Annotated in this window: 10 protein-coding genes and 1 pseudogene; 7 read left to right on the top strand and 4 right to left on the bottom strand. The window is 70.2% G+C overall.

The features are described from left to right. Positions 1–94 precede the first annotated feature (94 nt). The gene (locus tag KW843_RS18720; RefSeq protein WP_218296658.1) at positions 95–2788 is read right to left on the bottom strand and encodes an IPTL-CTERM sorting domain-containing protein; all 2694 of its coding nucleotides are present in this window, start codon (positions 2786–2788) and stop codon (positions 95–97) included. Between the two features lie 535 nt (positions 2789–3323). On the opposite strand from KW843_RS18720, the pseudogene KW843_RS27020 reads away from it, so the two are divergent. Further along, positions 3324–3422: pseudogene (locus KW843_RS27020) on the top strand (MBL fold metallo-hydrolase); the annotation flags it as partial. 233 nt (positions 3423–3655) lie between these two features. Here the strand turns inward: KW843_RS27020 and KW843_RS18710 are convergent. Next, a complete protein-coding gene (locus KW843_RS18710) occupies positions 3656–5785 on the bottom strand; it encodes a TonB-dependent siderophore receptor (RefSeq protein WP_255594808.1) in 2130 nt (709 codons plus the stop codon). Positions 5786–6138: 353 nt separating this feature from the next. Further along, positions 6139–7146 (bottom strand): AraC family transcriptional regulator, encoded by a 1008-nt coding sequence (locus tag KW843_RS18705; protein WP_255594807.1) that lies wholly within the window; start codon positions 7144–7146, stop codon positions 6139–6141. A 229-nt stretch (positions 7147–7375) separates the two neighbouring features. Between KW843_RS18705 and KW843_RS18700 the strand changes: the two genes are divergently transcribed. The 6 genes from KW843_RS18700 (at position 7376) to KW843_RS18675 (ending at position 13150) form a co-directional block, all read left to right on the top strand. Further along, entirely contained in the window at positions 7376–8530 is a 1155-nt protein-coding gene (locus KW843_RS18700) for an ABC transporter substrate-binding protein (protein WP_218296656.1), read from the top strand. An 8-nt stretch (positions 8531–8538) separates the two neighbouring features. After that, complete coding sequence (locus KW843_RS18695; protein WP_218296655.1) at positions 8539–9474, top strand: alpha/beta hydrolase; 936 nt, start codon at positions 8539–8541, stop codon at positions 9472–9474. Between the two features lie 65 nt (positions 9475–9539). Continuing rightward, positions 9540–10628, top strand: coding sequence for a FecCD family ABC transporter permease (locus tag KW843_RS18690; protein WP_370628521.1), 1089 nt, complete (start codon positions 9540–9542; stop codon positions 10626–10628). A gap of 165 nt (positions 10629–10793) precedes the next feature. Continuing rightward, positions 10794–11615: an ABC transporter ATP-binding protein gene (locus KW843_RS18685; RefSeq protein ID WP_218296654.1), complete on the top strand. Its 822-nt coding sequence runs from the start codon at positions 10794–10796 to the stop codon at positions 11613–11615. Further along, a complete protein-coding gene (locus tag KW843_RS18680; protein ID WP_218296653.1) occupies positions 11612–11941 on the top strand; it encodes a DUF2218 domain-containing protein in 330 nt (109 codons plus the stop codon). The genes KW843_RS18685 and KW843_RS18680 overlap by 4 nt, the downstream gene beginning before the upstream one ends. A 123-nt stretch (positions 11942–12064) precedes the next feature. After that, complete coding sequence (locus KW843_RS18675) at positions 12065–13150, top strand: GGDEF domain-containing protein (RefSeq protein ID WP_218296652.1); 1086 nt, start codon at positions 12065–12067, stop codon at positions 13148–13150. 128 nt (positions 13151–13278) lie between these two features. On the opposite strand, the gene KW843_RS18670 is transcribed toward KW843_RS18675, so the two are convergent. Beyond that, positions 13279–14130: a M48 family metallopeptidase gene (locus KW843_RS18670; protein ID WP_218296651.1), complete on the bottom strand. Its 852-nt coding sequence runs from the start codon at positions 14128–14130 to the stop codon at positions 13279–13281. Between the last annotated feature and the right edge of the window lie 80 nt (positions 14131–14210).

Genomic DNA, 14210 nt, shown 5'->3' with positions numbered 1-14210 from the left:
CGCCTGCCATGGCGGCGCCGGCGCGCAGCGAGCATGTCGACAAGGACGTGAAGTTCTCGGGACATGCCCCGTCACGCAGGTCTACGATTTCGCCCTATGCCCCCCGCCCACAGGCACGGGACCGGAAGGCGCTGCTACGGCGCATCTGGTGCATGCCCAGGCCAGCCGCCATCAGCGACAACAGGATCAGCCCCCACTCGCTCAGTGCGGGAATGGAAGCTGGGCCTGACGTGCCGGGGATCGCAGCCAGCAACACCGGTGCGAACGGGTCTTCAATCACCCCCGCATCGGCTGTATTGCCATCGCCCATGCCGTTGTCGGTGATCGCGTACGCCACAGTCAACCGGTCTGCACTCAGCGTTGCACCGGTCATTGGATACCAGCTGCTGGCGGCCCCCGCGCTGGCAGGCCCATACTTCATCAGCTGCACCCCGGCAGGAAGTGCGTGGGGGTAGGTGATTCGCACCGTCAGCGTGTTGCCCGCGCAGCCTGTGGAGCGGAAGCGAAACATCCCGGCGGGCGTGCTGGCGTTGGCTGGCAGGCCTGAAGGCACCGCGCTGCTGAACCCCGTGGCGGTGGTATCGAGCGCGCAGCCTGGCGCGCCGCCGCTGATCGCTACCGACCCCACACCCGTGCCCACGCTCCCCCCTCCGCCCGGCCCGCCACCCACCAGAACGGACACCATGGCGCTGTATGTCTGCACTGCAGGGGCAGAAGTTGCATAAAGCTCGACGCTGGTGTCAGAGCTGCCGCTGCCCCCTGTAGCCAGAACCCTGCCGTCAGCGAGCAGGGTGGCTCGGTGGTTGACGCGCCCGGTGTTCAGGCTGCCCGTGGCGCTCCAAGTGGCGGTGGCCGGGTCGTAGAGCTCAGAGCTGGCGAAATCGCCGCTGCTTCCGCCCGCGAGGAGGACCTTGCCACTGGGCAGCAGGGCGGCCGTGTGACCTGTGCGGGTGCGTACCAGACTGCCCGCGGCGCGCCAGGTATTTGCGCCAGGGTCGTAGAGTTCTGCATCGGCCGGCATGCCACTGACGCCCCGCCCCCCCGCGACGATGACCTTGCCGTCGGGCAGCAGGGTGGCCGTGTGGGAATAGCGCCAGGTGGCCATGCCGCCCGCGGGGCTCCAGGCGTTGGATGCGGGGTCGTAGAGTTCAGTGCTGGAGAGCATGCCGACGCTGGTGTATCCACCTGCGACAAGCACTTTGCCATTGGGCAGAAGGGAGGCCGTGTGATAAATGTGCTCATCGGCCATGTTGCCTGTGACACTCCACTGGTTCGTCTCGGGATCGTAGAGCTCGCCTTTGGTGAAGACACTGCCAGCGCCCTCACCTCCCACGACAAGCACCTTGCCATTGGCCAGCAGAGTGGCCGTGCGGTTGTAGCGAGCGACGGCGAGGGTGCCGGCAGCACTCCATGTGCCAGCGACGGGATCGTAAAGTTCTGCGCTGGCAAGCGCACCGCCGTTCGCGACCCCTGAAGTGACCAGTACCTTGCCGCTGGGCAGCACGGTGGCGGTGTGAAAAGTGCGCCCGGTGATCATGCTGCCCGTGGGGCTCCAGCTATCTGTGGCGGGGTTGTACCGTTCAGCGCTTGCAAGAAAACCCCCGCCACCGCCGAACCCGCCGGTGACGAGCACTTCACCACTGCGCAGCAAAGTGGAGGTGTGGACACTGCGCCCGCCAATCATGCTGCCGGTAGCCCTCCAGGCGCCAGGGCCTACTTCGTATCGCTCGGCACTTGCGAGGTAGCCGCCAGTATTCCACCCGCCTACAACGAGCACTCTACCGTTGGACAGCAGGGAGGCCGTGTGGCTGACCCGGCCCGTGGCCAGGCTGCTGGTAGTGTCCCAGGTGCCGGTAGCGGGGTCGTAGAGCTCAGCGCTAGCGAGGTAAGTGCTGCCATCTCCTCCGGCAACAAGCACTTTGCCGCTGTGCAGCAACGTGGCGGTTTGAGAACTGCGCTTGTTGGCCAGGTTGCCAGTGGTGCTCCACATGCCTGTGGCCGGGTCGTACAGCTCGGCACTGGAGCGCGCGCCGTTGCCTCCCCCACCAGCCACCAGCACTTTGCCACTGGGCAGCAGGGTGGCGGTGTGGCTGATACGCGGTGTGGTCATAGTGCCTGTGGCGCTCCATGTGCCAGTGACCGGGTCGTAAAGTTCAGCGGTGGCAAGGTAGCCAACGTCCGCGTTGTTCCCCCCCGCGACGAGTACCTTGCCGTTGGGCAACAACGTGGCAGTGTGGGCGTCGCGCGTGGTGACCATGGTGCCCGTGGTGCTCCACTGGCCGGTGGCCGGGTCGTAGACCTCTGCGCCATTCCCCGCGACAAGCACTTTGCCATTGGCCAGCAGGGTGGCGGTGTGGAACAAACGTGCGCCGGACATGCTGCCCGTGGCGCTCCAACTGCCTGTGCCAAGGTCGTAGAGTTCGGCGCCGGCAAGCGCGCCGCGGCTCCCTGCTCCACCGGAAACCAGCACCTTGCCATTGGGCAGCAGGGTGGCGGTGTGGTACGCGCGTCCAGCATTTAGATTTCCTTTGGCGCTCCAGGTGCCTGCGACCGGGTCATACAACTCGGCGCTGGCAAGGTTGCTGCTGCTGTAGGCCCAGCCCCCCGCAATCAGCACGGTGCCATCGGGCAGGACTGTTGCGGTATGGGCTTTGCGTGCGGTAGCCAGGCTGCCGCTGCCAGCCCAGGTGTTGGTCTGCGCCTGCACAACACCTGACAGCAGCACCATGGCCAACGCGACGGTGCAGCGCAAAAGCGCCCCCGGGACGGAGCGGCGGATCATCGCCATGGCCCCGCAACGGGAGCCAGGCGTCTGGTAAATCCGGGACAGCGAACGCCGGATCTGATGAATGCGAAATAAGACCGCTGTGCACTGGGCTTGCAATGGCTTCACTGGAACCGTCTTCCCTGAATGAGTCTTTGGGGGGAGAAGGCGCCGAATGAAAGCCAGTACCTCCTGGCTGGAGTGAGCGCGAGACGAACATCGCTGACCAGCTATCGCATCCTAGGAGGGTCAACCACATCCAGATTGACTGGGAGTTTCAGACAAATTGACTGTGCGTATCAAAATCTGCGTGCGGGCATGCCCGACGTGGCACAACATCCTCCGGCGGCTTGCCTGGGCACGGGCCCATGCGACGCCCCCAAGCATCCACGGCATCCTGATGGTGCTCCAGCGCGGCCCCGCGAGATCGTCAATCCCTGTTTGCAACTGCCTATCTCTGTCAGCAACACCCCACCAGGTCGTCATGATGGACCCCGTGAGCAACCTGGACCTGCTGTTCACGGAGGTTCGGAGCCTGGGCCTCACGTTGTCACAACAGTGGCCGATGGGAGATCAGACGGTGTTCATTCCCGGCCACGGGCCCGGGAGCACGTTCGGGCGGGAGCGCCAGAGCAATCCCTACGTGGGCGGTACCTGAGCCCCGCTGGACAGCCCCGCGGCGGCGCGCGGCCCGTGGCCCGGCTTGCATGCCGTGCCGACGGAAGTCTTGGTGTTTTGGATGTTTTTGGCCGCCAGCGCCTATCCATCAAGCGCTAATAGCTACTATATTAATAGCATAACCAGCCCCACCACAGGCGCCTGGCGTGCCCACCAGGACACACGCCAGACCCCGTGGCGGGGTTGCTTCGCTCGCGCCGTGCTTCGCCGGGATCAGAAGTCGAACGAGGCCGACAGGCGCACGGCGCGCGGCGCGCCCACGTTCACCCGGCCCGCGCCCCAGATGCTCTCGAAATACGCGCGGTTGGCGAGGTTGGTCACCGTGGCGCGCAGCACCACCGGTTGCGCGCCAAGACGCGTGGCATAGCGGGCGCCCACGTCCAGGGTGGTCCAGGACGGCAGCTTCACGCTGTTGTCGCCCGTGAGCCATTGCGAACCGGTGTGGTTCACGCGGCCGTTCACCGACAGGCCCTGCACGCCGGGAACCGCCCAGTCGGCACCCAGGTTCAGGGTGAGCCGGGGCACGCCGAACTGCGCGCGGCCCTGGTTCACGCCCTTGTTCGTCCGGGTCTGGTCGGCCTCGGTGTAGGCCACGCCGCCCAGCAGGGAAAGCGCCGGGGCCAACTGTCCGAACACGTTCCACTCCACGCCCCGGTTGCGCTGCTCGCCGTCGAGCACCTGGCGGTTGTCTTGCTCGATCAGGGCGGGCTTGCTGATCTGGAACAGGCTCACGGTCTGCGTCAGGCTGCCGCTCACCCACTTCACGCCGACCTCCACCTGCTTGCTCTTGTACGGCGCGAAGGTCTGGCCTTCGTTGGCATAGGGCGCCTTCACGGTCGTGCCCGCGCTCAGGCCTTCCACGTAGTTGCCGTACAGCGCAACGGTCTCGCCCCAGGGCTTGGCCACCACGCCCACCAGCGGCGTCACGGCGCTCTCCTTGTACTTGTTGAGCTTTTGGTGCACCCGCTGCGCGCGCAGGCCCAGGGTGAGCTGCACCTGGTCGTCGGCGAACGACAGCGTGTCGACCGCGCTCAGCGCCGTCATCGCGTCATCGTTCATCTTGCTGTAGGTCGATGCCGCCGCCCCGGCCGGCATGGTGATGGGCGTGGGGTGGTAGATGTTGCTGTTGATGGGCGCCGTGCCGTTGCCGCGGCTGCCGCCTTCGTAATTCATCACGTTGGCGGCCAGGGTCAGCCTGTGCGCCACGGCGCCGGTGCCGAACTGGCCGCGCAGGCCCAGCTCGGCCGTGGTGGTGCCGTACTCGCCCCAGGAGTTGTAGGCCGTGCCCGTGGCGTTGCCCGAGGCCGCGTTCGCCGCCGTCCACACCGGGCGGGTGCCGAAGATGAAGCCGTCGTAGGAATGCTCGGCCTTGCCCGCCGAGGCAAACGCCGTCCAGCCCGCGTTGATCTTCGCCTGGCCGCGCACGATGAGGCCCTGGGTCTGCGTGTTGCTGTACACGCCCTCGCCGTAGAAGAAGTTGGTGGCGCCGTCGGGCGCCTTGGGCACCGTGGTCCAGCCCGCGATGATAGGCTGCATGGGCGAGCCCTTGCGCACCTTGTTCCTGAGCGAATAGGCATCGGCCTCCACGTTCCAGCCCTCGCCCTGGTAGTCCAGCGCCAGGTGGCCGATCTCGCGCGCCTTGGTCTGGTGGTCGAGCCAGGTCTCGCCGCCCGACAGCACGCCATTGACGCGCACGCCCAGGCGCTGTTCCCCGCCGAAGCGGCGCGACACGTCGGCGTGCGCGCCCACGTTGGATTGGGACGAATAGGTGGTGGTCACGCGCGTGAGCGGCTCCTTGCCCGCGCGCTTGGGCACGAGGTTGATCGCGCCGCCCACGTCGCCCGCGGGGGGCAGGCCCATCATCATGGCGCCGGGGCCCTTGAGCACCTCCACGCGCTCGAACATCTCGGTGGGCGTGTTCTGCTCGGGCGCCAGGCCATAGGCACCGTTGATGGCCAGCGAGCCGGCGCCCACGCCGAAGCCCCGGATGATGAAGTTCTCGACGATGTGGCCTTCGTTGGTGGTGGTGCGCACCGAAGGGTCGTTCTTGAGCACCGCGCCCACGGTCTGCGCCTGCTGGTCGGCGATGCCTTCGGCGGTGTAGCCCGTCATGTTGAACGGCGTGTCCATGACCCCCACGTTGCCGAGCACGCCCAGCCGCGTGCCCCTGGCGACCTGGCCGCCCGGGGCCGCGGCTGGCAGGCTGTCGGGAGTCTCGGCGGCCGCATTCACCGTGACTTCCCGCAGCAGCGTGGCGGACGGGGCGGGCGCGTTCTGCTGCGCCAGGGCCGCGCCGGCACCCGCCAGCAAGGTCCACGCGCAGGCCTGGGCGACCTGGCGCAAGGCAAAAGGATGTGCCCGGGGGACACCCGGGGATGGGCGGCGAGTCTGCATAGAAGTCCTGAATCAAAAACGAAGGAGAAGGGAGTCCGCCTCGCCAACGGATTGCAAACAGGAATGAATGCGATTTCACTCAGGGCGCGCAGTGGCTCCGCGAGGAAGCCATCCAGGCGCGGTGCCCGGAACGTGTTGCAAGGCGTGCCGGCTGGTTCCACCCGGCATGGGAGCGATGATTTCACGCAGCCCGCCGCCCTGTGTTTGCACGCCCAACAAAGACGTTTGCCGCGGCCCCGCCAGGGCCGCCGTGGAACGGGCCTTGCCAGGACCGGGGGAGCCGCGAGGCGGCCCGGCGGGTTTCAGACCCTCACTCGCGCCAGCTTGGGAGGCATGCCAAAGCGCTTGCGGTAGGCCGTGGCGAAGTTGGCGGCGCTGTTGTAGCCCGCCACCAGCGCCGCCTGGCCCACGGTCAGGCCCTCCTGCTCCAGGGCCTTGCGGGCGCGCTGCAGGCGGCTTTCGCGCACGAAGTCAAACACCGTCGTGCCGTACACCGCCCGAAAGTGCCGCTGCAGCGTGTTCGCGTTGGTGCCGGCCTGGCGCGCCAGGGCATCGAGCGACAGGTCCATGGCCCCGTCGGTCTGCAGGAAGGCATGCAGCGCCCGCATGCGCCGGTGCTCGTGGGGCAGCAGCCGCAGCCCGGTGGGCGCGGGAGCAGGTGCCGGCGCGGGCGCGGGCGCGGGCCCGGTGGCGTGCTGCGCCAGGCTGCCCAGCGCCTCGCCCACCAGCTCCAGCGCGCGGCTCTCCAGGTACAGGTGCAGCAGCAGGGGGCTCAGGTCCGGCGCATGGGTGATCTGCTCGGCCAGGGCGGCGATGCGCGCCGAGGGCTGCCAGTGGTGCATGGCCAAGTGCTGGCGGCGGAAGGCCTCGATGGCGCCGGAGGCCGACGGGCCGGCCACCTGCTCCAGCCATTCGCCGCCCAGGCCCACGCTCACCCGGCGCGCATACGCGCCCTTGCGGGCGCGGCGCTCGAAGCGCTCCGGCTCCGCCACCGACACCAGCAGGGCGCGCGGCAGGCTGGCCAGGCCTGCATCGTGGGACTGGCGGGCGTGGTCCGCCGCGCTCGACAGCGCCACGCGGCGCGGCCCATAGCTCACGTCCACCGAGCCCTCCAGCAGCACCACGATGCGCAGGCCCGTCTCCATCTCGCCGCTGGCCGTGAAATCCTGCGCATCGGCCGCATCGTCCGCGTGCAGGTGCAGGCCCGGACGCAGCACGCGCAGGCGCTGCAGATGGCGCTGCAGCGACGCCTGCATGCCGTCCGACGCGGGCGCGGCGGACAGCACACTCAAGGGGCTGACGACAGACATGGGCAGGCAGGTGTGACGGCGAAAAAGCGGCAGGGGCAGCGGACGGCAATGCACCACGGCGCGTGGAACCCGGGGCCTGGCGTTTGCGCAAAGGTTTTTCTCCGCTTGGCAAACACGGCGGGCACCGGGGCATGGGATGCTAGCAAGTCGGCATAATAAATGCAAATGATTCTCAATATTGGCCATTGAACCGTCCGCCGCCGATGGTCGCCCGCACACCGTCCCTCCCATGCCCCTGATCCGTTTTTGCCCCTGGGCGCCACTGGCGGCCCTGCTCTGCGCCCTGGTCCTGGGTGCCTCGCCCACGCGCGCGCAGGGGGGCACGCAGACCGTGACCGACCTGGCGGGCCGCGCCGTCACCCTGCCGGCCAAGGTGGAGCGCATCCTGCTGGGCGAAGGCCGGCTGCTGCCCGCGCTGGGCGTGTTCGAGCGCGACGACGTGGCCCGCCGCCTGGTGGGCATGATGGGCGACTACGAGACGCTGGATGCCGCCGGCTATGCGCAGTGGCGCGGCCGTTTCCCGCAGATCGACAAGGTGCCGCGCGTGGGCCGCAACAGCAGCGGCAGCTTCAGCGACGAACAGGCCATCGCGCTGCGTCCGCAGGTCGCCATCCTGGGGCTGGCGGGTGGCCACGGCCCGAGCAAGAACGACCGCGAAACGCTGGCCCGCCTGGAGGCGGCCGGCGTGGCCGTGGTGTTCGTCGACTTCCGCCACGACCCGCTCCGCAACACGGCGCGCAGCATGGAGCTGCTGGGCGCCGTGCTGGGCAAGCGCCAGGAGGCCCAGGCGTTCAACACCTATTGGCGGGCCCAGCTCGACCGCGTGGAAGCCCGCCTGCGCACCCTGCCGGCCGGCACGCGGCACCCCGGCGTGTTCCTGGAGAACCGCGTGGGCCTGGCCGATGAGTGCTGCGCCACCATGGTCGGCCTGGTGGGCGTGCTGCTGGATGCCGCCGGGGCCCAGAATGTGGCGCGCGGTCGCATTCCGGGCGAGCACGGCACGCTCAACCCCGAATTCCTGATCGCCACGCAGCCCCAGCTGTACATCGGCACCGGCATCGGCAGCATGGCCACGGCCGAGAAATCCCCCCTGCGCATCGTGCTGGGCGCCGACGCCACGCCCGAGGCCGCCCGCGCCTCGCTGGCGCGCGCCACGCAGCGCCGGGGCATCGCCCAGCTGCAGGCCGTGCAGCAGCCCGGCCGCGCGCATGCCATCTGGCACCACTACTACAACTCGCCCTTCAACGTCGTGGCGGTGCAGGTGTTCGCCAAATGGCTGCACCCCGAGCTGTTTGCCGACCTGGACCCGCGCGACACCCTGCAGACGATGTTCACCCGCTTCCAGCCCATCCCGCTGACGGGCGTGTACTGGACCAGCCTCTGATGCGCTCCATGCCCATGCCCCGCGACACCCGCCGCCGCGCGCTGCTGGCCTCTGGTGCCAGCCTGTGGCTGGCGGGCTGCGCCAGCGGCGCGCCAGAGGCGTCCCTGCTGCAGGCGGGCCCCGCGCGGCTGCCGGACACGCACCAGCTGGACCTGCGCGACCCGGCGAGCGGCCGCGTCTGGCGCATCTGGGTGCAGAAGCCCGCCGGCCCCGCGCCCGCCACCGGACACCCCGTGCTGTATGTGCTCGACGGCAATGCCGCCTTTGCGCTCGCGGCCCAGCTGGCCCGCAATGAGGCCGCGCGCCCCGCGCAGATGCGCGCGGACAGCGCCATCGTCGTGGGCATCGGCCACCCCGGCGATGCCGTGGTCCACCCCGCGCAACGCCAGCGCGACTACACGCCGCCCGCGCCCGGCCGCTCGGCCACGCCCGAGGCCGGCGGCGCGGACATCCTGCTCGACTTCATCGCGCGCGAGCTGCAGCCGCGCGTGGCGCGGGCGTTTGCCATCGACCCGCAGCGCCAGGCGCTGAGCGGGCACTCGTTCGGCGGCCTGCTGGTGCTGCACGCGCTGTTCACGCGCCCCGCGCTGTTCACCCGGTATGCGGCCACCAGCCCGTCGGTGTGGTGGAACGGCGCGCAGGTGCTGCAGACGGCATCGCAGTTCATGCAGGCGCACGCGACGGCGCCGCGCCCCTTCCGGGCCCGGCTGCAGCTGCGCGTGGGCAGCCTGGAGCAGCCCCGGGCCGCTCCCACCGCGGCGCGCGCCGCCGTGCAGCACGAACGCCGCATGATCGAACGCACGCAGGCGCTGGCGGACCAGCTGGAGGCCTTGCACTGGCCCGAACTGCGCGTCCACATGGGCATATTGCCCAGCGTGGACCATGGCGGCGCCATGGCGCCGGGGCTCATCGACGCCCTGGCATGGGCCCAGCAGCCCCGCTGAAAACCGCCGCCCCGCGCCATGGAACCCTCTCGCACCCCACACGCCCAGCCCCGGAACTGCCTTCGTTGAACCCCGCCGCCCCGTCTCCCTTGCCGCAGCCCCTGGACGCGGCCCGCGCTGGTTCGCTGGCGCGGCGCTACCAGCACTTCGTGCGCCTGCGCCTGCTGCTGCTGGCCGCCCTGCTCGCCGTGCTGTGCGCCAGCGTGGTGGCCGACATCGCGCTCGGCCCCTCCACCTTCGCGTTCGCCGACGTGCTGCGGGGCCTGTTCGCCCCCGCCAGCCTGCCGCAGGCGCAGCAGGTCATCCTGTGGGAAGTGCGCCTGCCCTACGCGGTGATGGCCGTGCTGGTGGGCGCCAGCCTGGGCCTGGCGGGGGCCGAGATGCAGACCGCGCTCAACAACCCGCTGGCCAGCCCGTTCACGCTCGGGGTGTCGGCGGCGGCGGCCGTGGGCGCTTCGGCCGCCGTGGTCACGGGCTTCACGCTCGTGGCCTGGGGCGAGAACCTGGCCGTGCCGCTGTGCGCCTTCGCGGGCGCGGCCAGCGCCACGGCGCTGATCCAGTTGCTGGCCTGGCGCCAGGGCGCCACGGTGGACACCGTGGTGCTGTTCGGCATCGCGCTGCTGTTCAGCTTCGAGGCCCTGCTGTGGCTGCTGCAGTTCATCGCCGACAGCAACGCGCTGCAGCAGATCGTGTTCTGGACCATGGGCAGCCTGGGCCGCGCCACCTGGACCAAGATCGGCATCGTGGGCAACGTGCTCGCGCTGTGCATGCTCTGGTCGGCGCGCCAGGCCTGGGCCCTCACGGCGCTGCGCGCGGGCGAGGACCAGGCGCGCAGCTTCGGCATCGGGGTGGAGCGGCTGCGCCTGGTCACGCTGCTGCGCGTGAGCCTGCTGGCGGCCACCGCCCTGTCGTTCGTGGGCACCATCGGCTTCGTGGGCCTGGTGGGGCCGCACATCGCGCGCATGCTGCTGGGCGAGGACCACCGCTACTACCTGCCCGGCAGCGCGCTGGCCGGGGCGCTGATGCTGTCGCTCGCGTCCATCCTCAGCAAGGCGCTGGTGCCCGGCGTGGTGCTGCCCATCGGCATCATCACCGCGCTGGTGGGCGTGCCGCTGTTCATGGTGCTGGTGCTGCGCCAGAGAAGGGCCACATGAAGCACCCCCTGAGCCGCTGCGCGTCTTCCCCCTCTCCCACATTGCTGCGCGACGCGGGAGGAGGACGCCCCCAGCGCGGCGGAACGGCCCTTGCGCGGGGGCGCTGGCCCGGGCCGCGTCAGTTTCATTGGCTGCTGAGGGTGCGTAGCGCCATGGAGGCTTGATATGACAACCGGCCTGACCCTCGAACAACTCACCGCCGGCTACCCCGGCCGGCCCGTGCTGCAGGGCGTGGACCTGCCTGCCGTGCCCGCCGGCACGCTGGTGGCCGTGGTGGGGCCCAACGCGGTGGGCAAGTCCACGCTGCTCAAGGCCGTGGCCGGGCTGCGGCCGGCGCAGGGCCGCGTGTGGCTCGAGGGCACGGACCTGGCCACCCTGCCGCCCCGCGAGCGCCTGCGCCGCGTGGGCTACCTGCCGCAGGCGCTGCCCCAGAGCACCTCGCTCGTGGCCTACGAGACCTGGCACAGCGCCCTGCGCGCCGGGCGCAGCGACTGGAGCGCCGCCCGGCGCGAGGCGGCCATCGAATCCGTCGTGGCATCGCTGGGGCTGCAGGCGCTGGCGCTGCGCCGGCTCGATGAACTCTCGGGCGGGCAGCGCCAGATGGTGGGGCTGGCGCAGGCCATCGTGCGCGCGCCGCGCCTGCTGCTGCTGGACGAGCCCACCAGCGCGCTCGACCTGCGCTGGCAGCTGCAGGTGCTGCAGGCCGTGCGCGACCTGGTGCAGCAGCAGGGCACCGTGGGCCTGGTGGCCGTGCACGACCTGAACCTGGCGCTGCGCTTTTGCCAGCAGGTGCTGGTGCTGGGCGGCGGCGGCGTGCTGGCCGCCGGCGCGCCGGCCCCGCTGCTGACCCCCGCGCTGCTGCGGCGCGCCTATGGCGTCCAGGCCCGCGTGGAGCGCTGCTCGCAAGGCAACCTGCTGGTGCTGGCCGACGCCGCGCTGCCGCTGGATGCCGCTTCTTCCATGACCACAACCAGCCCCTTCCCATGATGCGACGCCAGGGCCATGTGCCCACGCCCGACGCCAGCCGCTACCTGCAGCGCCTGTGCTACCACTTCACGCGCAAGATCACCGTGACGTATGACGAGCACCAGGGCCAGGCCCACTTTCCCTGGGGCCTGTGCCTGCTGCGGGCCGATGGCGCGGCGCTGCACTTCGACTGCAGCGCCGACGACCAGGCCAGCCTGGACCGGGTGCAGTTCGCGATCGACTCGCACGTGGAGCTGTTCTCGCGCAAGAGCCCCATGGCCGTGGACTGGCAGCCCGTGCAAACCGTCAGTGCGCCGGCGGCTGGCACGGCGCCCCCCGCCCCTTAAGCCCCAATTGCGGCCCGCCTGCCGCCCACATCGGACGATGGGCAGCGCAGGCGCTTCCTAGAATGTGACATTTTGTTATCGCGCCGCACCGGTGCCCGAACACCGGCGAGGCCCCTGCCCGCCATGGCACATTCCGCATCCGCCCGCCCCGAGCCCCGCCCGCCCCGCCCGTTCGCCATCCCGCAGCGCGGCTCCAGCCTGGCGGGCAAGGCCTACTGGGCCATGGTGCAGCGCGTGGCGCTCACGGCGGCGGCCATCGACGGCGGCTACATCGTGCTGTTCCTGTGGCTGGGGTCGCTGCCGCTGGCGGCCGTCAACCTGGTGAGCATCGCGATGTACCTGGGAGCCTACCGGCTCATCCAGTCGCGCTACAACGCGGCCGCGCTGGCGCTGATCTGGCTGGAGGTGGTGGGCCACGCGGCACTGGGCTCGCTGCTCATCGGCTGGAACAGCGGCTTTCACTACTACCTGCTGCTGTTCATTCCGGCCATCGTGATCGCCAACACGCGCGGCTTCGCGGCGCCCATGGTGATCGCGCTGCTGGCGTACTACCTGGGCCTGCAGGTGCTGTGCGACCACCTGGGGCCGCTGGCCCCCCTGCCGCCCCTGAGCGTGAAGATCGTCAACTGGATCCACATCTGCCTGGTGTTCGCGATGTCGGCGGCGCTGGCGGCGTTCTACCGCCGCACCATCCTCATCGCCGAGGGCCGGCTGCGCAAGCAGGCCACGCTGGACCCGCTGACCGGCCTGAACAACCGCAGCCACTTCGAGGCGCTGGCCGCCCACACGCTGGCCCGCGGCCAGCGCGACGGCACGCCCATCGCCCTGCTGCTGTGCGACGTGGACCACTTCAAGCGCGTGAACGACCAGTACGGCCATGCCGTGGGCGACGAGGTGCTGGTGGCCATGGCCCGCACGCTCAGCCAGAGCCTGCGCGAAGGCGACGTGCTCGCCCGCTGGGGCGGCGAGGAGTTCCTGGCGCTGATGCCCGCCAGCCCGCTCGATGCCGCCTGCGCCACGGCCGAACGCATCCGCGCCGCGGTGCAAGCAACGCCGATGGAGGTCGGCCCCGCGCCCCTGTCGCTCACCATGTCGTTTGGCGTGGCGCAGGTGCATGGCGCGGACGACCTGCAGGCCGCCATCGTGCGCGCCGACAAGGCGCTCTACGAAGCCAAGCACGCGGGCCGCAACCGCGTGAGCGTGGCCTGAGGCCAACGTCCATGCCGAGCGGGGCAGGGCACAAAAAAGGCAGCTGGCGCTTGATGGGCAAGCGCAGACAGCTACCATTTTAATAGCAACGCGGCGCCAGCACCCGGCCCCGGGGGCCGCCCGGCGCCTCAGCCGTTGCGTCGCGCCGCCTCGTACAGGCCCTGCACCTTGGGCACGTTCAGCTCCAGCTCATGGATGCGCGCGGGACCCGAGGGGTGGGTGGACAGGAACGCCAGCCCGCCCTGCTTGCTGCCGCTGGCATTGCCCATCTTCTTCCACAGGCTCACGGCGGCCGAGGGCTGGTAGCCCGCGCGGGCGGCCAGCTCCAGGCCCACCAGGTCGGCCTCGCTCTCGTCCGAGCGGCTGAACTGCAGCGTGAGCAGCTGCCCGCCCAGGCCGGCGGCCGCCTGGCCCAGGTCGCCCAGGCCCAGCAGCTGCGAGCCCAGCCGCAGCGCGAGGTTGGTGCCCTGCGTCTTGGCGATGCGCTCGCGCGCATGTTCGCGCAGCGCATGGGCCATTTCGTGGCCCATGATCATCGCGGCCTCGTCGTCGGTGAGCTTGAGCTGGTCCAGGATGCCGGTGTAGAACGCGATCTTGCCGCCGGGCATGCAGAACGCGTTGATCTGCTGGCTGCCGATGAGATTGACCTCCCAGCGCCACTGCCTGGCGCGGTCGTTCCACGGCGCGGCGTACGGGATCAGCCGCTTGGCGATGGCGTGCAGGCGCTGCAGCTGCGGGTGCCCCTCGGGCGCCAGCGCGCGCTTGGCCTTGGCCTGCTGCAGCATCTGCTGGTACTGCTGCGCGGCCGAGTTTTCCAGCGTCTCGGCGGGCACCAGCTTGCGCAGGCTGGACGCCGTGCCCACGTCCACCTGCGCGAGCACCGGCGCGGCGGCAGTGGCGCCGGCCGCCAGCAGGAACGCACGGCGCGCCGACCACGGGGACGACGGTGCAACGGAGGGAGCGGGGCAGAAAAGGCACATACAGGCAATCCCTGAAGGAATAATAAGCAGCGCTGGCGCACCACACACCAGGGCTTGTCGCCAGATGGAGGCTGGCAGGC

Source organism: Acidovorax sp. sif1233 (assembly GCF_019218755.1).
In the GTDB taxonomy this organism is placed as follows: Bacteria; Pseudomonadota; Gammaproteobacteria; order Burkholderiales; family Burkholderiaceae_C; genus Acidovorax.
Note: the sequence above shows the minus strand (reverse complement) of the source record. Positions and strands in the feature narration are given on the sequence as shown.